At 42.5% G+C, this 19010-nt stretch carries 20 protein-coding genes; 7 read left to right on the top strand and 13 right to left on the bottom strand.

The features are described from left to right. Nucleotides 1-70: 70 nt before the first annotated feature. Genes BR63_RS11120 through BR63_RS11100 form a run of 5 tightly spaced genes read right to left on the bottom strand, consistent with a single transcriptional unit; the run spans nucleotide 71 to nucleotide 4940 of the window. Nucleotides 71-184 carry a DUF1232 domain-containing protein gene (locus tag BR63_RS11120; protein ID WP_161781849.1) on the bottom strand — a complete coding sequence of 38 codons (114 nt, stop codon included), beginning with the start codon at nucleotides 182-184 and terminating at the stop codon, nucleotides 71-73. Nucleotides 185-194: 10 nt separating this feature from the next. Next, on the bottom strand, nucleotides 195-1577 hold the full coding sequence (locus BR63_RS11115; protein ID WP_034420189.1) for a sigma-54-dependent transcriptional regulator: 1383 nt from the start codon (nucleotides 1575-1577) through the stop codon (nucleotides 195-197). Continuing rightward, nucleotides 1552-3327: a sensor histidine kinase gene (locus tag BR63_RS11110; protein WP_034420188.1), complete on the bottom strand. Its 1776-nt coding sequence runs from the start codon at nucleotides 3325-3327 to the stop codon at nucleotides 1552-1554. Before BR63_RS11110 ends, BR63_RS11115 begins: the two co-directional genes overlap by 26 nt. Beyond that, on the bottom strand, nucleotides 3317-4816 hold the full coding sequence (locus tag BR63_RS11105) for a sodium:solute symporter family protein (RefSeq protein WP_051965412.1): 1500 nt from the start codon (nucleotides 4814-4816) through the stop codon (nucleotides 3317-3319). Before BR63_RS11105 ends, BR63_RS11110 begins: the two co-directional genes overlap by 11 nt. After that, entirely contained in the window at nucleotides 4803-4940 is a 138-nt protein-coding gene (locus BR63_RS11100) for a hypothetical protein (RefSeq protein WP_153802001.1), read from the bottom strand. The genes BR63_RS11105 and BR63_RS11100 overlap by 14 nt, the downstream gene beginning before the upstream one ends. Before the next feature lie 247 nt (nucleotides 4941-5187). Here BR63_RS11100 and BR63_RS11095 point away from each other — a divergent pair, with 247 nt between their 5' ends. Next, the gene (locus BR63_RS11095; protein ID WP_153802000.1) at nucleotides 5188-5508 is read left to right on the top strand and encodes a hypothetical protein; all 321 of its coding nucleotides are present in this window, start codon (nucleotides 5188-5190) and stop codon (nucleotides 5506-5508) included. A 323-nt stretch (nucleotides 5509-5831) separates the two neighbouring features. On the opposite strand, the gene BR63_RS11090 is transcribed toward BR63_RS11095, so the two are convergent. The 8 genes from BR63_RS11090 to BR63_RS11055 all read right to left on the bottom strand — a co-directional run bounded on the left by BR63_RS11090 (nucleotide 5832) and on the right by BR63_RS11055 (nucleotide 14010). Then, nucleotides 5832-6803 carry an ABC transporter ATP-binding protein gene (locus tag BR63_RS11090; RefSeq protein WP_034420186.1) on the bottom strand — a complete coding sequence of 324 codons (972 nt, stop codon included), beginning with the start codon at nucleotides 6801-6803 and terminating at the stop codon, nucleotides 5832-5834. After that, nucleotides 6787-8400, bottom strand: a complete 1614-nt coding sequence (locus BR63_RS11085) for an ABC transporter permease (protein WP_034420185.1) — start codon at nucleotides 8398-8400, stop codon at nucleotides 6787-6789. Before BR63_RS11085 ends, BR63_RS11090 begins: the two co-directional genes overlap by 17 nt. 18 nt (nucleotides 8401-8418) lie before the next feature. Next, the gene (locus BR63_RS11080) at nucleotides 8419-9453 is read right to left on the bottom strand and encodes an extracellular solute-binding protein (protein WP_051965411.1); all 1035 of its coding nucleotides are present in this window, start codon (nucleotides 9451-9453) and stop codon (nucleotides 8419-8421) included. Between the two features lie 295 nt (nucleotides 9454-9748). Beyond that, nucleotides 9749-10741: an HD domain-containing phosphohydrolase gene (locus tag BR63_RS11075; RefSeq protein WP_051965410.1), complete on the bottom strand. Its 993-nt coding sequence runs from the start codon at nucleotides 10739-10741 to the stop codon at nucleotides 9749-9751. A 180-nt stretch (nucleotides 10742-10921) separates the two neighbouring features. Further along, nucleotides 10922-12619, bottom strand: coding sequence for a dihydrolipoyl dehydrogenase (lpdA, locus tag BR63_RS11070; protein ID WP_034420183.1), 1698 nt, complete (start codon nucleotides 12617-12619; stop codon nucleotides 10922-10924). A gap of 69 nt (nucleotides 12620-12688) precedes the next feature. Next, a complete protein-coding gene (locus BR63_RS11065) occupies nucleotides 12689-13042 on the bottom strand; it encodes a carboxymuconolactone decarboxylase family protein (protein WP_034420181.1) in 354 nt (117 codons plus the stop codon). Nucleotides 13043-13187: 145 nt separating this feature from the next. Beyond that, nucleotides 13188-13610, bottom strand: coding sequence for a MarR family winged helix-turn-helix transcriptional regulator (locus tag BR63_RS11060; protein ID WP_034420179.1), 423 nt, complete (start codon nucleotides 13608-13610; stop codon nucleotides 13188-13190). Between the two features lie 241 nt (nucleotides 13611-13851). After that, nucleotides 13852-14010, bottom strand: coding sequence for a DUF1540 domain-containing protein (locus tag BR63_RS11055; protein ID WP_081908009.1), 159 nt, complete (start codon nucleotides 14008-14010; stop codon nucleotides 13852-13854). A 222-nt stretch (nucleotides 14011-14232) separates the two neighbouring features. Here BR63_RS11055 and BR63_RS11050 point away from each other — a divergent pair, with 222 nt between their 5' ends. From BR63_RS11050 to BR63_RS11025, 6 genes are all read left to right on the top strand, one after another. After that, nucleotides 14233-14607: a rhodanese-like domain-containing protein gene (locus tag BR63_RS11050; protein WP_051965409.1), complete on the top strand. Its 375-nt coding sequence runs from the start codon at nucleotides 14233-14235 to the stop codon at nucleotides 14605-14607. A 21-nt stretch (nucleotides 14608-14628) separates the two neighbouring features. Continuing rightward, nucleotides 14629-15402, top strand: a complete 774-nt coding sequence (locus tag BR63_RS11045; RefSeq protein ID WP_034420177.1) for a sulfite exporter TauE/SafE family protein — start codon at nucleotides 14629-14631, stop codon at nucleotides 15400-15402. Between the two features lie 264 nt (nucleotides 15403-15666). After that, nucleotides 15667-15903 carry an SHOCT domain-containing protein gene (locus BR63_RS11040; RefSeq protein WP_051965408.1) on the top strand — a complete coding sequence of 79 codons (237 nt, stop codon included), beginning with the start codon at nucleotides 15667-15669 and terminating at the stop codon, nucleotides 15901-15903. Between the two features lie 165 nt (nucleotides 15904-16068). Continuing rightward, on the top strand, nucleotides 16069-16776 hold the full coding sequence (locus BR63_RS11035) for a PspA/IM30 family protein (protein ID WP_034420173.1): 708 nt from the start codon (nucleotides 16069-16071) through the stop codon (nucleotides 16774-16776). A gap of 13 nt (nucleotides 16777-16789) precedes the next feature. Continuing rightward, nucleotides 16790-17455, top strand: coding sequence for a hypothetical protein (locus BR63_RS11030; RefSeq protein WP_034420171.1), 666 nt, complete (start codon nucleotides 16790-16792; stop codon nucleotides 17453-17455). A gap of 61 nt (nucleotides 17456-17516) precedes the next feature. Further along, nucleotides 17517-18968: a sensor histidine kinase gene (locus BR63_RS11025; RefSeq protein WP_034420169.1), complete on the top strand. Its 1452-nt coding sequence runs from the start codon at nucleotides 17517-17519 to the stop codon at nucleotides 18966-18968. The last annotated feature ends 42 nt before the right edge of the window (nucleotides 18969-19010 follow it).

Here is a 19010-nt window from a genome sequence, read left to right as displayed (position 1 = left end):
ATCACCTCACTACCAAGATATTTTTATTGTGGTAATTCATATTGCAAAATATGTGCCCAAGCATCGTCTGTTATATATAACCCCTGGTCAAGCCTAAAAAGCCCAGAAACTCAGGCATTATATCTACGGGGTTGATCAGAAGCATGGGATTAATCATAAAAAAACGGGCGATTTCGCCCGTCATGTGTGCGATATCACCCGTTGTGCATGTTGTATTTTTCAAGTCGCCTTTGCAGAGCATACCTGCTCATACCCAGCATTTCCGCAGCTCTGGTAATATTATTGCCTGCTTTTTCCAGGGCTTTGGCAATATACTTTCGTTCTATTTCCTCCAGCAGAGTTTCTAAAGACAAGCCGGGCTCTAAATGTACTTCCCCCAGGGGCACTGACTCCTCGGCTTTCGGAAAGCCTTCTCTAATTTCCAGAGGGAGATGCTGGATTTCCACCCTTTCAATGTTATAAAGGATAGTTATGCGTTCAGCCACATTCCTAAGCTCCCGAATATTTCCCGGCCAGCGATAACGTAGGAATACTTCTTTTACTTCTTCCGAAAGGTCTAAAATATCTTTGCCCATTTTTTTGCTGAAATCCCGAAAGAAAAACTGGGCCAAAGTAATGATATCATTTCCCCTTTCCCTTAAAGGGGGGAGATAGATGGGGACAACATTCAAACGATAGTAGAGATCTTCCCTAAAGGTCCTTTGCTTGATGGCCGTTTCTAAATCGGAATTGGTGGCGGTGATGACCCTGACATCCACTTCTATTTCCCGGAGGCCGCCGATACGTTTAAACCTTTTCTCATCGAGGAATTTTAGCAGCTTGACCTGCATATCCGAGGAAAGCTCCCCAATTTCATCCAAAAAGACTGTTCCACCATCGGCTAGTTCCAATAACCCCTTTTTAGCCTGTTGAGCCCCGGTAAAGGCATTTTTTTCAAAACCGAACAGCTCACTTTCCAGTAAATTTTCTGGTATGGCCCCACAGTTAATCTCTACAAAAGGCCTGTCTCTTCTAGCACTAAGATAATGGAGGTCAAGGGCTAATCGACCCTTACCTGTACCAGTCTCTCCCCGGATCAGGACTGTGGTGTCGGTATGTCTTGCCAGGATTTTAACCTGTCTCAGTACCTCCAGCATAGAGGGGTGCTCACCAATAATGGGAGTTATATTTCTTTTTTTATCCTCATTAAGGAGAAAGGTCTGGTTCCTAAGACTGATATTCTCTAAGACTTTGTTTGCCATGATGGCAATCTGGTCTAATTCAAAGGGTTTGTTCAAGTAATCATAGGCGCCCAGTTTTATGGCGCTTACAGCCGTTTTAGTATCAGCATAAGCTGTCATCATGACCACTTCGATGTTCTTATCGATGTTCTTTATTTCTTTTAAGACCTGGATTCCTCCCGTTGCGGGGAGGCGCAGGTCTAAAAAGACTAAATGGGGTTGAAAGATTACGACCCTATCCAGTCCTTCTTCTCCACTGAATGCTGTTTCAACTTCATACCCCAAATCTTTTAGACCCTCCCGCAGGGAGCTGGCTAAAATAACTTCATCATCAATGATGAGAATTCTCTTCTTCAAGGGGATGTACCTCCTCCCAGGGCAAGCCAATAATAAAAGTAGTGCCCTGGTTCACTTTGCTGGTAACCTCGATATCACCCTCGTTTGCCGTCACAAGTTTGTGAACAACCGATAAGCCCAGGCCAGTACCGCCAGGATCGGTCGTAAAGAACGGGTCAAAAATTCTGCTAATATTCTCATGTTCAATGCCTACACCTGTATCGGAGAAAGCTACTTTCAGTTTACGGAACATGCTGTCTTCTTTCTTATATACCTTGATGGAGAGCTTGCCTCCCGCTTTCATCGCCTTAACCGCATTAATAATAATATTTAAAAAAACCTGTTCCATCTGGTTTCTGTCAATGTAGGCCATGGTGTCCTTGGTTTCCACGCTCACTTCAAGTTTGATATTATGCTTTTCCAACTCATTTTCCGTAAGTTCCAGGGCTTTTTTTATAATTTCTACGACATTTACGTAAGTACGGTCGGCCGGTCGGGGATGGGCAAAATTCAAAAGGTCGGCTATCAGCATATTGAGTCTGTCAATTTCGAACAGAACACCCTCAATCAAATTTTTATTGGAGGTTTGGTCCTTAAGCCTGTTTAGCAATACCTGGGAACTGGTCTTCATCCCTGCCAGGGGATTTCTGATTTCATGGGCCATTCCTGCAGCTAATTCCCCTAGAGAGACAAGCCTGTTGATCCTTTCTATCCTTTCCTCCACCTTTTTCCGTTGGGTTATGTCGCTGAAACTGCAGATAGCTCCGTTAGAACCACCATCTTCGCTGCGTAAAAGGCCTGTTGTCACTACAAGATACCGGGTAGATTGCCCGTCTTTTATTTTCCACTCAATATTGTGTACGGGCTGTTCTGTAGTTACGGTACGATGGAGGTTTTCCATGAGGAGGGTGGATAGCTCACCCACATACTGGTCGTTCTCATCCACTACATAGTTGTTATCCATGAGGTTGTTAGCGGCCTGATTGATCCCGATAATACCCCCTTCCTTATTGACGGCGATGATGCCAATGTCAATACAGCGAAGGATGTCCTCATTAGATTTTTTCATGGCTTCCAATTTCTTGCTGTTTTCCTTGAGTCTTTCTAGCATATTATGGAGGGCCCTTGACAAAACGCCGATTTCGTCAGTTCTTTCTAAGGACATTTTATTTTCTAAATTACCTTGCGCAATTTGGTCGCATACTTCGGCCAGATTCTTGATAGGCCGTGATATATTGTGAGCCAGGAGAATACTTAATTCCACGGCCACAATGATACCAATCAGCGCAATGAGTAGAGTATACTTCTGCATCTCCAGCAGTTCATAAGCAAAGCCCTTGGTGTCATAAGAAATACCAATAACCCAGTCCCACTTAGGATAGTGAATGTACGCATTAATTTTGGATTCATTGTTTTCAAACCAAACACTGGTCTGGGCAGTCCAATTAGACCTGTCTTGCGGTTCTGCACCTGTCAATAGGAGGCCTTTTTTCTGGTCATAAACCATAATAGTCTCTTTACGGCTTTTAGTCAGGTATTTAAGGGCCTGGTTTTGTGCCTGCTCCTGGGAGAGATTACCTTCTTCTACCTCCAGGGCAAAGTTATCGAGATAATGAACGACATGGGTCAAATCATTGGCCATGTTATTCTTCTGACTCTCTATTAAAAGCTTGTTGCTATTCCAGTAAAATACCCCTCCTACCATTAAGGTGGGTATGATTATCAGCAGCAAAAAGGGGATTAGGATTTTATTCTCAATATCAATTCTCAATTTTCTTCCCCTCTTTTTGATATGTTATGACGCTGACCACGTAAAAAAGGACAAAGGAGACGAAAACGCCAAAAACAGCGGGGTGGACGGTGATATGATCGAGAAACCCTGCTTTGCCCCTTAAATATAGGGATACCAGATAGAAGAGGGTCAAGCCTGCCAGTCCACCACAAAAGGAGGCTATGGCCCCTTCCTTAGTAGCCTTATGCCAAAAGACACCACCATATAAAGGAACCAAAAAGGTTGAAGAAAAGATCCCCCAGACATGGCCGCCGAAGGTCAAAAGGCTCAAAGGAGGGGTGATAGAAAGAAGCAAAGCCAGGGTGCCTCCAATACAAATAAAAACCCTGTTTACGAACAAGAGATTGTCTTCTTCTGCCTGGGGGTTAAGATAGTTTTTGTAGATATCATGACTGAACCCGCTGGCAACTAGAAGCAGCTGGGAATTTGCCGTGGAGATAGCGGTGGCAATTAGACTGATGAGTACAAAACCGCTCCACCTGGAATAAAGGATATTATTAATAATATAGGGAAAGATTTCGTCAACTGAAGACACTCCTGTAAGGCTGGGAATAAGAACACGGGAACCTATACCGATCAGGATGAGACAAATGTAGATAAAGGCCAGAACAAGCACAGAAAGTCCTATCATCTTCAAAGCCACCTCTTTGCTTTGGGCCGAGATAATTCTGATGGCATACTGGGGGTTAGCCGCAAGTCCCAAACCCCAGCCAAAAAATACAGTTACAATCAAGAGGGGAGGGTGTAAACCAAAGGCAAAAGGATCTAACAAGGAGCCCCGTGGTGTTTGAGTGGCAAAGCCCTGAAATGGCTTAGTGTCGATGAGCATGGCCTGGCGATGGATCTCCGTTATATCGCCCAGATTACCCATAACCAGAGAAAGTGCCACCAGAGTACCCATGACAATTAAGATAAAATTAACTGCGTCGGTGCGGGCCACCGAATACAGTCCGCCAAATGTGGTATAGAGAATAAAAAGATAAACCAGGAAAATGGAGAGAGTATAGGGTATGTCCAAAAGCTGGGTCAAGACAATACCAAAGCCCCTGATTTGAAGCATGATATAGAATATATAACTGACTATAATAATGGCTCCACCCATGGCTTGAAAAAGACGACTCCCATACCGGATGCGGAAAAACTCGGGAATTGTCACAATATCGTAATCCTTTAACCTTACTGCCAGGATTACCAGGAGGGAAGCCCCCAGAAACCAGCCGATAACAGCGTACAATGCAGCAGAGTAGCCATAAGTATAAATAGAACCTGTCAAACCCTGCATAGAAGCTGCGCTTAGCCAGGTGGCGGCAAAAGTAAAAATACTCAAAGACAGCCCTAAAGAATTACCTGCTACATAAAAGTCCCGGCTTGATTTGGTTTTATTAATACCGTATTTACCCACTGAAAGCATAAGAATTGTGTAAAGGGTAAAAAAAACCAGATAAATCAGAGACTTATTCATGCTCATCTACCCGTCCCCTTTTAATCAAATACATGGCAATCGTATAAGGGGCCAGGGCGGAGAGAATAAAAGGCACCCCGATGACCAGCCAGGTCTTTACGGGAAGCCCCAGCCATCCTATTTTTTCCATAATAAAACCTGCCTTTATAAATAACTATAGATGAGGTCATATTAGAGATTTCATTTCTACATGAAACGTAATGTCTCCTGCAAATACTTCTCCGATTCCTTAACTGATTCTTGTCCAAATCTTGGCTCGTGAGTGAGTCAGGAGAACAGTGCTAATAAAATAAGATCTCCCGGAAAAAAATGTTGGTGTATGTGGTCAGTACTCTATTTATTTTTTGCCAATGCAATTTGCGAAGGCCGGGTCTGGGTTGAAAATTTACACCAGATACCCGGGAATCAGTGCTGCGGCCGGGGGAAGTATTGTTTTCCCCATGGAGATTAAAAACCACACTGTTGACGGCTGTGGAGAACTTTTGGTATACGGGATATCCATAAAGGAGTCGGAAAAAAGGATACAAGCGGCTTTAGAAAGAGTTGGACTCCGGGAGGCAGGTTACAGAAAAGAGGCCGAGTATTCCCGGGGGATGCGCCAGAGGTTGGGGATAGCCGATTTCTTGTCCTCTTTGCCTTTGCAAAAACTTAATATTTTTTTAGAATACCGAAAGGCCCCTCTTCTGGCCTTGAATTGAAATTTTAGTAGAAGAAAAGACCTAGCAAAAACCAACATAAGCTAGGTCTTTTTTCAGTGTCTGTTGTTTTAGCAGATTTGTAAAAATATAATAAAAAATAATAAATATCTGTAGGAGATAGAGCAGGGTTAAAAAAATCCGCTATTCTTGCACCGGTGGTGTCTGGATATTTGCGGGACATGACGGGTTCGCTGGCACAGGCCATTATGACCGGTGGCCTGGTGATGTTAGCGGGTACGTTATTGATATTCTTGCTACCGGAGCCCAAGGCAATGTGGTTGCACCGCCAAAGGGCATAAGTTCGAAGATTAGACAGGATTAGATTAGTTCAAAAAATATACGCTATCCCAGTTAATGGAAAAACTAATCCTTTGACCATTTTCGACAACGAGGGTATTTGGTACTTTCGCCAGTATGGTCTGGTTTTGATACAAAAGTGCCACTTCCACCCGGTTACCCAGGTATTGACTTTTCTCTACCACACCTTCATAAATCCCTTCTTTTGATAAGCATATATCCTCTGGCCGGAGAACCACCTTGCCAGTAGCAGTTTCCTTAAAGCTGCTGATATCCAATATATTCGCTTCTCCCAAAAAACGCGCCACAAATTCTGTGGCGGGTCTTTTGTACAACTCATGGGGAAGGCCCTGTTGTTCAATTACTCCATTTTTCATAATGATGATTTTATCGGCCATGACCAGAGCGTCTTCAGGGTCATGGGTTACCATCACAGCCGATACGCCGGAATCTTTAACAATTCTTTTAATTTCATCTCGCATCTGTTTTTTGAGAGAAGTATCCAGGTTGCTAAAGGGTTCATCCATCAGTATCAAACTTGGCTTAGTGGAGAGAGCCCGGGCCAGGGCAATCCGCTGCTGCTGACCCCCTGATAATTCATGGGGATAGCGCTTTTCTAAACCCGTAAGATTGATCAGGCGTAATAATCTTTCACATTCTTGCTGCTTTATTTTTTTATCTCTGATACCAAAGGTGATGTTTTCAAAGACATTGAGGTGAGGGAATAAGGCGTAATCTTGAAAGACCATGCCGATATTGCGCTCTTCAGGAGGAAGGGTCAAATTTGCGCTGGCAATAAGCTTCTCATCAAAATAGATGAACCCGCTGTCCAGAGCTTCAAAACCTGCTAAGAGCCTGAGCGTCGTGGTTTTTCCACAGCCGCTGGGACCTAACAATGAAAGGATTTCCCCATGCTCTACAGTAAAGCTGATGTTGTTGACAGCAGGGGAACCCTTGAGATCGTAGGTCTTCGTAACGTTGTTAAGAGACACCTTCATGTTTGTATCCTCCGTCTCTCCCCACAATGAGCCTGATGGGAATAATAGAAATTAAGATCAAGAGAAGTGCCGCAGGCGCGGCGGCTAGATAAAAACCTTCGCTGGCTTCAAGCCAGATGCGCACAGAGAGGGTATCAAAACCTGCGGGCCTTAAAAGCAGGGTCACAGGCAGTTCTTTAAGAGAACTAATAAACATCAGCGTCCAGCCTGCCCTGAGCCCGGGAAGCGCTAACGGGTAGGTTACTCTCCGTAAGACGCCCCATGGGCTTTCTCCCAGGGACCGGGCAGCTTCCTCCAGGCTGGGGCTGATTAAGGTCAGGGAGGATGTAAAACTCTGTAAACCCTGGGGCATAAACCTTATAATGTAGGCAACAACCAGCATCAAAAAAGTGCCGTAGATCCAGGGTAAATAAGAATTGGCGAAAAAGAGAAGACCAATGGCAATGATTACACCCGGTAAAGCATAACCCGCAAAGGAAAGCCTGGCCATAAATGCCCCCAGGAAGCCGGCGTTTCTTTTATGCAGAGTGCCGATGATGCTGGCTAATACCAGCGAAACTGTAGCTGCCAGTGAAGAAACCAGGAAGCTGTTAAAGGTATATTTCCAGAATTCACTGAAGGCAATTTGTTTGAAAAGTCCCAAGATTAGCCAGTAGATTAACGTCCCCAGGGGAATGGCAACAGAAAATAGGAAAACACTGCCTGCCAAGATGAGGGCGGGTATTTGCCAGTAGCACAAATTGATAGGTTCCTGTTTTTTCAGGATACCTTTAGCCTGGTAATAGGCTTTATTTCTTTTGGTATACCATTCCAGGAATAAGAGAAGAAAAGTTAAAAAGATCAGTACCAGGCTGAGGACTGCCGCCCCGGACCGGTCATACCTGCCGATTAGCTGGGTGTAAATAGCACTGGTAAAGGTAAAATATCTTAACATGCCTACGGCCCCGAAATCAGACAAGACATAGAGGGCTACCAGAATACTACCGGCTCCCATACTGGGTCGCAGCAAGGGGAGAATTACTCTCAGGAATATTTGGGACGGTTTTAAGCCTGACAAGCGGGCGGCCTCTTCATAGTGGGGATTAATACGCTGCAAGGCGGCACTAACCAGTAAAAAAACATAGGGGAAAGTATACAAAGTCATGATGAAGGCTACACCGGGAAAGCTATAAACATTGATATACTGGTTTTTCAAGATACCCGTGCTGCCAAATAAAGTGATATACGAGAATGTCCCAATGTAAGGGGGTATAACCAGCGGTAAAACTAAAAGCCAGCGCCAGACTTTACTGCCTGGCAGGTTTGTTCTTTCCACTAAGAAGGCTAAGGCAACCCCTATGAACAAGGTAAGGATAGTTACAACAAGAGTTAGACTTAGGGTATTCCATAATAATTGGGGTATCCTGGTGCTGAAAAGCCGAATCCAGACGGCCTGATCACTTCCCAGTGCTCGTAAAATTATATAGCAGAGGGGAAGCGCCATCATCAAACTGATGGCAAAACCGAGGAAAGCAAAAGTTATGGAAGGCGGTTTATGCCACCCATGGTTCCAATAGGTTAAAAGGGCACTTAGTGCCCTTTTAATTTTTATGACCATCTTCTTGTCCCCTTCGCTTTACGGCATACCGATTTTTTCTAACATGTTCATGGTACTGTTAAGCTCTTGACCCAATACTTCAATATTTACCGCAGCTCGTTTAAACTCTTTTAAGGACTTGGCTTCGAAAACTGGTACTCCCTCTACCACGGGTATTTCATAATTAAGTTCTGCGAATAATTTTTGCACTTCCGGTTTGAGGAGAAAATCCATGAATTTCTTGGCATTGTCAATATTTTTGGCGCCTTTGATAATAGCTGCCCCTGCTATATTGGTGGCAGTACCCATCTGGTCTTGACCCTGATCCGGGTAAATCGCTGCTACAGGTGAGCCTTCCTTTTTCTGAAGGTGGTAATAGTAGTGGTTAACCAGGCCTAACTTAAACTCTCCGGCTCCCACAGCCTTGCGTACTTCCGTATGACCTTTTAAGACCTGCACCTTATTATCCATTAATCCTTTCAGGAACTTTTCCGTAGCGGCATCGCCCATTGTTTTGCGCAAAACGGTGACATGACCGATTAAGGATTCATTGGCGCTGCTGGCAATGGCTACCTGGCCCTGCCATTTTTTATCCGTTAATTCCAGTACAGATTTGGGTACATCCTTTTCAGAAAGCAGATTGGTGTTATACATAATAACCCGGGCCCGGACAGAAAGCCCTATCCAGCTGCCGTCGGGAGACTTGAAGTCGGCAGGGACTTTCTCAAAGTCTGCAGGCATATAAGGTAATAAAACCTGTCCCATTTTAAGCTTTTCCAGTGTGCCGCCATCATTGGCAATAAACACATCACCTTTGGGATTATTTTTTTCTTCCAGGATGGCATTAGCCAGTTCCGAGGCCCCGCCTGTTCTTAATACTACTTTAATACCTGTTTGTTTTTCGAATTGCTCAATTATTGGCTTAATTAAGGCTTCTTTTCTTCCGGAATAAACAATAAGCTCTTTTACTTCGGGTTGGGCTACCGGTGGGGTTTGCGTTTTACCGCAGCCGGCGGCAAAAGATGTGATAATGAATATCAGTAGCGATATTAATAATAATGTTTTGTTTTTCATGAAAAACCTCCGTAGATATTAGTTATTCTAAAGCTGATAATGTATTGGCAATATAATACCTTAAAAATCCCTCCTCGAATATATGATAAATATTCTCAATTAATTAGAATGATAAAGCATTACTTCTTTTTGTGCAATCCTCCAGCAAGACTAATTTAAGTCGGAAAGAAGATGTTCTTTTAGTAACTCTGGACAAAGAATAAGCAAAAATTAGTTCGATTGTACTAGGAAAAGTAAAAAAACAAAAGACCTTTAGACACAGGGGATGTGCCTTAAGGTCTAAAAAGGAATAAAGTCACTCGAAATTAAAATCTTTCTCCGTAAATAGTCTAATACAAGTATCTACTACCAGGGGATCATATAATTTTCCTTTATTAAGGGAAATCTCCTCCAATGCTTTGTCGATTCCAGGAGCAGGCCGGTAAGGACGGTGGGAGGACATGGCTTCGACCACATCGGCTACACTGATAATTCTGGCTTCAAGTATAATACTGTCCCCAGCTAATCCTTGGGGATAGCCGCTGCCATCCAGTCTTTCATGATGTTCCAGCACAATTTGGGCTACGGGCCAGGGGAACTCGATTTCTTTCAAAATGTTGTACCCTACCTGAGGGTGGGTCCTGATGATATTTAATTCATGCTCACTTATTTTTCCCGGTTTACTCAAGATTTCTATGGGGACGGCGATTTTACCTATATCATGGACTAGTCCGCTTACCCGGATTCCTTCAGCTTGCTCCCGGGGCAAGCCCATTTCCACAGCAATACTATGAGCTAGCTTACTAACATGAAACTGGTGTCCTGCCGTATAGGGATCTCTTTTTTCAACTATGGTGGTTAAGGCCTGGATACCGGCGTTTATTATCCTTTGCATTTTATCTATGTTTAATTTAAGTTTTTCTTCGGCCTGTTTACGCAAAGTAATGTCATGAGTCATGTGAATATATATGGTTCCGCCATCAGCCGTCTTACAGCCGGACGGGTAAATGGCCGAAGCAAACCACTTATTATATTTTGGCTCAAAATATTCCCGTTCAACTGCATGGCCGGTCTTAACAGCATCCTCCAATGGACAATGGGGGATAGGTTCATCGGAACCGTGTATAATTCTGGGGCAGTAACCTCCAACGATATCAGCAAGCTCAAGTCCAAACTGAGATGTCACTGCTTTATTAGCCAGGAGTATATGATGTTTCTCGTCTACTAATAAAACATAAAAAGGAAGGGCATCTAACAGTTCTTTTATTCCTAAGTTGGCTATCAGTCCAGGTTCATTATGCTCAATCATTTTTAACCCCCTAAAAAAGTAACATACGTTGCACAGGCAGTTGGGCAAATTTACCTAGGAAAGAAAATTCGACATATTTTAAATAATATCCTTTAAATTGCTTAAGCCTAGTTAGTGCCTTTGCGGTAAAATTTTTAACTTCTACCGGCTACGTGATGTCAGGGGGTTATATAGAGGGTGTTAAAAATGAATGGCGCTACCTTCCAAAGACAGTACTGTTTCATGTATAGTTTCTGCGGTAGTGGGGTGGGCATGGATTACTTCAATAACCTGTTCCGGTGTCAACTGGTTCTTAATAGCCAGAGCAAGTTCGGCAATCAGGTCTGTGGCATGAGGGCCGATGATGGCACCGCCTATAAGTTTGCCTGTTGCCTTGTCTTTGATGACTTTCACAAAACCTCTGTATTCTCCCAGAGTTAGTGCCTTGCCGCTGGCGGCAAAGGGAAACTTACCAACCTCAAGGGAAACACCTGTCTTTTGAGCCATCTTTTCGGTCATTCCTACTACAGCTATTTCGGGGTCTGTGAAAATGGCACTTGGTATGACCTCATAGTCCATCTCACAAGGTTGCCCCATGATATTCTTTACTGCCACAATTCCCTGGTGAGAGGCCACATGGGCCAGGAGTACTTTGTTTGTTACATCGCCGATAGCATAGATGTTTGAAATATTGGTTTGCATCTTGCTGTTTACCTTAATGCCTTTTCCGTGCTCATTCAGTTCAATCCCTAATTTTTCTATACCTAAACCATCGAGTTCTGGTTGTCTTCCTACCGCCACAAGTACCTTATCGGCTGTAAGGTAGTATTCTTTATCCTTGATAAATGAAACAATACACTGCCCGTCTTCACTCTTGATAATTTTTTTGAGTCTGGCTCCCTTATACACGCTAATTCCTTTGGCAGCAGCGATTTGACCTATTTCTTCACAAATATCGGAGTCACAACTGGCTAAGATTTCATCGAAATACTCGATGACAGAAACTTTGACACCGAAGTTTGCGTAAATAAAAGCAAACTCCATACCAATAACTCCGCCGCCAATAATCACGAGTTTATCCGGGAGCTTATCTAATTGTAAGGCCTGGTCACTGTCGATGATATTTTCCAGGTCTAGGTCCGGTATAGGGGGGACTGCCTTTTTAGATCCTGTGGCGATAATGATATTTTTTGCTTTGACATATGTCTCGTGGGTCTTGTTCCTTATAAAAACAGTTTCAGTGTCAAGGAGTTCCCCCACTCCTTGAATAACTTTTACCTTATGTTTATCTAAAAGATATTTAATCCCCTGGACTAGTTGATTAACAACTGTGTTCTTTCTGTTTAAAACCTTTTTCATATCGAGGGAGACATGGGAAGCTAAGCAGCCATAATGTTCTGCATTTTTCAGGTGGGAGTATATTTCCGCTGAACGAACGAGAGCCTTCGTAGGAATACATCCCCTGTTTAGACAGGTTCCCCCAAGAGAGTCTTTTTCTATTAAAACAACGTTAGCCCCTAGCTGTGCTGCTTTAACAGCGGCTACATAACCCCCCGGTCCACCGCCAATAATGGCAACGTCCGTCTTAATTTCCTGTTTCATGGGTTTTAAGAGGTTCGCGAAATAGTCGAATTGGTTTGTTGTATTGTGGGCCTGCACTTTCTCGCCATCAATGATGGCGACAACCTGGCCGACTTTTACCAAGTCTCCAACTTGTACGGTTATCTTTTCCATAATCCCAACGGCGTCTGCATAGATTTCCATGGCGGATTTGTTTGCTTCCACAGTAAACAGGATATCGTTCCCATTAACTTTATCGCCGGCTTTTTTGCAAACTTCTGTTACCTTCGCTTCCTTGGCGTGATTAGGCAAATTCTCTAATTTTATTTCTAGTAACACATTGCTACTCCTTTCGGTAAAAAAAGTGCAATAAAGGCAGCATTGCGGCTGCCTTTTGAGCTTATATTCTTACTTATTAAAATCAGGTGCAAATTCATCTAGGGATTCTTTTAACAATGAGACTGTGTAGGCCATGGTGGGACCTCCACCAAAGGCAACGGCTACCATAGCCGCTTCCATAATTTCTTCACGGGTAGCCCCTGCCTCCAGGGCTTTATAAACATGGAAAACGATGCAGTATTCGCATCTGTTGTATGCCCCGATAGCTACACTGATTAATTCCTTTGTTTTAACATCAAGGGCGCCTGGTTTGTATGCTGCGCCTAACAGGTTCATAAAAGCGTTGACTTGTTCTGGGTTGGTTTTCCCTACTTCCTGAAGACCTCCTAAAAATTGATTTAAAATTTCTCTTGATTTGGCCATAAGATGGACCTCCTCCATAAAATATATTTGCTATACTAATTATTAGTATAGCAAATATATGGCAGAGTTCAATAGTTATTGTAATAACTTTCACGATCTTGTGGCAAAAAAACCTCAATTAAGGGTCTTAATTGAGGTTTATATACTAGCTGATGTTATCAACCATTTTTGTTAATACCCTTTTGAAAGTCTCGAATTCTTCTTTCGTAATGTTTTGCGAAAATATTTCACTCATCTTTTGGCCTTCAGGTAGGAATTCTTCTCTTAATTTTCTGCCCTTTTCGGTGAGTATAAGGTTGGTCACTCTTTTATCGGAGGGGTCTTTGAGGCGGGTGACATAACCTTCTTTTTCCATTCTGTCTATGAGCCTGGCCACGGTTGAATCTTTGATATTCATTTTTTCCGCCAATTCCCTTTGGCTGATTCCCTCCTGGAGGCCAAGAAAGTACAAGGCAGTCCATTGCACCCTGGTAATGCCCAGGGGTATGAGTCTTTCATTAAAGGCATTAGCCAATTTTTTTGAAGTTGTATTGGTGATAAAGGCTACACAAGTTTCCAGATCAAACATTGAGTTCAACTCCAGCATGGAATTATTTCGTTATTCTTGTATTTCCGTTTATTTATATAATATCATAGAACAAGTATTATAGAACTAATAGAATATTGGAGTCTATGTGGGTGGTAAGATCGGGAAGAAATATAATTTTGGGAGATTGCTTTATGAATTAGGTTAGCAAAAAAACTAATCAATAGATAGACCGCTGGATATGGTACCAGCGGTCTATCTATTGATGTAGCCATTCTTATCTTTACCTTGGTTTAAAAGTGGTGCAGCAGGTTCCGTCACTGGTTTGTGCTCTGCCGTCACCTTGGGTATTAACTTCTAAGGCTTCAGCGGTACAGTATTGATTTTTCCAGAAATGGCAGTTGTCTACACCGCATTTTACCTGCATTTTGGGAGCTGTCATTTTAATTATCACCTCCGTAGGTTAGTGTGTGCATTACTAAGATAACTAATACATATTTAGAAATTTTTTTACCAGGAAAACGTCATCATACTTTAGACATAATTTTCTTGTACTATGGTCATAAATTGTTAAATAATTATCCTTTCCTGCTTCCTAGAATGGACAAATTTAGTTTTTATAATGAGAACAACTTAAAACACTAAAACAAAGGAGAGGATCGAGATGATGAATTTAGTTAAGGAGTATTTTCAAGGAATTCCCCAGGATAAGTACGGTATTGATTTAGTCAAGTTTGAAGAAATGAATATTAAGGGGCAACTGAAAGGTTACATACTTTTGGACATCAGGGAACGGGAAAAATTTAATGCTTTCAGAATAGCCGGGTCCATTAACATTCCCTTTAGGGAAATTGGCGCTAATTTGGAGAGAATACCGAAAGACCAAAAGATAATCCTCATCTGTAATACCGGATTTACTGCCGCCCAAACCAGTTCCTTATTAAACCTGCTGGGATACCAGACCTGGACGTTAAGAGACGGGATTGAGGGTTATATTGATATCGGCGGAGAAGTTGAAAGGACCAGGCTGGCAGCTTAAGGTTTGGGAGAAGTAACGATTATGACAAGTAATCTGGTTCTCGTAGTGTCCATGCTGGGCATGGCAGGAGCCTTTATCGCAGGGCTGGCCGGTATAGGCGGTGCGGTGATCATGATACCTTTGCTTTACTACGTGCCGCCTATACTGGGGCTGGAAAAATTAAGCCTGCAAGCTGTCGCAGGGGTAACCATTGTCCAGGTACTGGTGGCTGCAGGGACAGCGGCCTGGGTACATAAGTCTCATAACCTTTTTAACAGGTCCTTGGTAGTCTGGATGGGGACAAGTATAGCTATCGGCTCTTTTGCAGGTGGGTTGGGAGCCAAATATGTATCTGAGGAAGTTTTACAATTTGTGTTTGCTGCTTTAGCCTTATTAGCTGCAGTGGTAATGTTTATTCCCAGGAAAGAAGCTGGTGAAAACCAGGAAGTAATGATTAATAGACCACTTTCAGTAACCTGTGCCGCAATCATCGGGGTGCTGTCGGGACTGATAGGAGCCGGAGGCGCCTTTCTCTTAGTTCCCATTATGCTGTATCTTTTGAAGATACCCCTGAGAATAACTATCGGCAGTTCACTAGGTATAGTCTTTTTTTCAGCTCTCTCAGGTTTTATTGGTAAGGCCTTGACAGGTCAAATTCCCTGGGATTTAGCATTTGCCATCATCATAGGAGCTCTTCCCGGGGCTTACCTGGGAGGAAAAGTGAGCAAAATCGTTCCCGTAAAAATTCTTAAAGTATTACTGGCCCTGCTCATAAGCACTTCCGCGGTGAAAATGTGGCTTAACCTTATATATTGAAAGCTTATCAGTACTGGGGGATAAAAAAGAAACCCTTAGTTGTTAATGATACTAAAGGTTTTCTCTTTTAATTGTATATCAAGATAACTAAAAAATTTCCATATGAGTAAAGCAAAATACAGGATGCAATATGATGCAAAATAAATTTTCACTATAAAGTTCATAGTTTCTACACAATTTAGTCAAAGGTCTAACACAAAGCCTTTGTATAATAGCCTTAACAGGTCAAAAAGAATTTAACGCTTTTATTGGAGGATGATAAACATGATGGGTTATGGAATGATGAGTTTTGGTATGTGGTTTTTCATGTTGCTGTGGTGGGGTGTTATCATCGCAGGTATTTTCCTGGCAGGTTATGGTTTAATCCAGTTGTTCCACAATAAAAAAACAGAAAAAAACACCCCTGGCAATGTTGCTCTTGAGCAGTTGAAGATACGTTATGCCGCGGGGGAAATTTCTCTGGAAGAGTACAATGAAAGAAAACAAGTTCTTCTCAGCTAATGCCGCAGGCCCTTGATGCCTGCGTTTTTTTCTTTTCTGACTCTACTGTGTTTAGAGGTTTTTGTCCTTTGTTAAAAAGTTCATTAAATATACACAATTGCTTCAAAGTTAATTCAAAACTTTCAGGTAAGATAAATTTAGTACAAATTTTAAGGGGTGAGTTGTGTGGGATTGTTAACCAGAATTAAGGCAATTTTAGGAGCCAAAATGGAGAAAGGCTTAGATGCGGTGGAGAACCCGAAGGAAATGCTTGATTACAGTATTAGCCAGATGGAACAAAGTTTAAAGGATATGACCAGACATACCGTGGAAGTTGCCACTGCCAAACGGAAACTGGAAATACAGCGGGATTCTAACCTGGCTAATGCTAAGAATTATGAGGAATTAGCCCAGAAAGCGTTAACAATGGGGCAGGAAGAATTAGCCCGGGAAGCGTTGAATAAAAAACATCAGGAAGAAGAAAGGACACAAGTTCTCACTAAACAAATTACGGCACTAGAAGAAAAATTGACTATTATCACGAAAAACCAAAAGGAAATGCGGCATAAGATTGAACTGTTCCGTGCAAAAAAAGAAGAGCTTAAAGCTGTATATGATGCTTCCCAAGCCCAATTAAAGGTAAAAGAAATTTTAACTTCTCTGGGTAAGGAATCTCAAAACGTGGCAGAGATCGTAGAAAGGGCGGAAGCTAAAATCAAACATACAGAAGCCAGGGTACAGGCTATTGATCACCTTCTGGAAGAGGGGGTTGTGGAAGAAATCTTGCCCCTTCAGGAAAACGATGTTGAACAGCGTTTAGCCAAATTAAGTAAGGACGCTGCTGTGGAAGAGGATCTTAAGAGGTTAAAAGCTCAAATGGCTAATAAAAGTTAGGAGGTTTAAGAGGATGGGATGCGGTGGTAGAGGTTGGGGAGGATTCCCTCTTTTTGGTTGTGGCGGAGGTATGTTTTTCCCTGAACCTGGACGATATAGACGGAATGAAGAGTTTGAGGACAGGTCCTCAGATTATCGTTTAATAAAAAAGGAACTGCAAAAAATGTATGCCAGTGGCATGATTACTTCTGGCATGTACGATGAGTACCTGGAACAATTAAAGAAGGGCAGGTTTACCCTGGATGATTTATGGGAGTTACGTCAATCCCTAAAAGAAAGAGTAAGCTCATCAAGGGACTCGAAGGTTTCCAGGGAGGATAAGTCCGTTCTCTTTGAGAACAAAAAAATGGAATTGCACAAGGCGCGGGAAGAAACTTTACTCATCTTGCAGAATTTGCGGAATGCGCAAGCTGAACTAAGAAAAAAGATGGAGCAGGAAGAATTGCTGGCCAAAGAAATGATCAGCACAGATGAAAGAGCAGCCAGGGCCCACCTGGAAAAACGACAGGACTTTGCGGAACAAGCTGCTGATATCGAAGTCAAAATCCAAGAGATTCATAAGACCCTTGAGCAGCTAAAGGAATTGGAAACCAAACTGGAAACTAAAATCGCTGAACAAAAGGTGGCCGCGCAACGGCAAAGATTAAATGAGCTTGAAGACATGGTAAATAATCTCTAAAAATTGGCGGATGTCCGCCAATTTTTCTCTTTGATTTAAGACAGAGGTTTTGGAGGGTAAAATGAAATTCAACAGCATAGTAACAAAACTTTGGATTATAATCTCTGTTCTGACCTTACTTGTCATGGGTATTTCAGGAGCTATTCAGACAAGTTTTATTGAAAAGATATACTATCATCAACAATCCCAGCAACTTGTGGCCATAGGGAAAAAGATTATTAATCTTACCCAAATAGCAGACAATCCTGAGCTTCTCGATTCAAAATTGGATACCATCTCCAATATAATCGATGGTAATATCATGATCATTGACAAAAAAAACATTGTGCAATCCTGTGAGGGTTGGGGAAAGAGTGCCAAAGATTTGTTAATGGATGCAAATAATCCCCATCATAGTCCCTTGACCGAAAAGGATATGGAAAAACTATTCCAAGGCGAGATGGTTATTCATAAAGGCAGGAATGACTATTTTGACACAGATGTTCTTTCCGTAGCTGTCCCTGTGGATGATACCGAAAGCAGGATTGGGGCAGTAATCATCCATGCACCCCTCAATCCATTGGCAGGACAACTGGCCACCCTAAAAATCATCACAGTTTATACAGGGGTGGGTGGTATAGTATTGGCCACTATTTTAAGCCTGCTTTTCTCAAAGAGAATCTCCCAACCCCTATTGGATATGAGTAAAACTGCTTTGGCTATGGCCAGTGGGGATTTTTCCCGTCGCGTAACAGTAAAGTCAAATGACGAAATAAGCTTGCTGGCCAACTCCTTGAATACCCTTTCTGCCCAACTCCAGGAGAAACTGGCTCAATTGGAGAGGCTTGACCGTACACGCCGGGAGTTTGTCACCAATCTGTCCCACGAAATGAAAACGCCACTTAGCATTATTCAGGCTTTTACGGAAGCTTTGCAGGATAACCTTGCCGTTGATGAAAACGAAAAAAAACAATATTTGAACAACATAAGTGAAGAGGTCCAACGATTAAGACGTTTAGTAACCGAAGTATTAGATCTTAAGAAAATGGAAGAGGGATATGACGACTTTGAGAAAGAATATGTAGATTTAAGAGTAATTGCTGAATCTTTACAGAGTAAATTTTGCACCCTGGTAGAAGAAAAAGGTATTGATCTATCATTTAAGATAGATAAACGAATACCACTGGTTTTCTGTAACAAAGACAGGATAAAACAGGTACTAATCAACCTCATTGATAATGCTCTACGTCACACTCCCGGAGGCGGGCAGGTATTAGTCACTATTTCTACGAAGGCAAACAATGTTCTCATTGAAGTGCGGGATACGGGTGAAGGAATCCCTAAGGATGATTTACCGATGATTTGGGAGCGATTTTATAAAGTAGACAAATCCCGCACACGGGTTACTGGGGGGACCGGTTTAGGCCTGGCCATTGTTAAGAGAATAGTTGAAGCCCATGGCGGATGTATTGAAGTGCAGAGCAAACCTGGTGAAGGTACCGTATTTACCATTATCATTCCTTGTGATAAGTGATAATATCACGAAAAGTTTAAAGTAAATAACCAGCTTTGTGAA

Source organism: Thermanaerosceptrum fracticalcis (assembly GCF_000746025.2).
Taxonomy (GTDB): Bacteria; Bacillota; Peptococcia; order DRI-13; family DRI-13; genus Thermanaerosceptrum; species Thermanaerosceptrum fracticalcis.
This window is presented reverse-complemented; position numbering and strand designations above follow the sequence as displayed.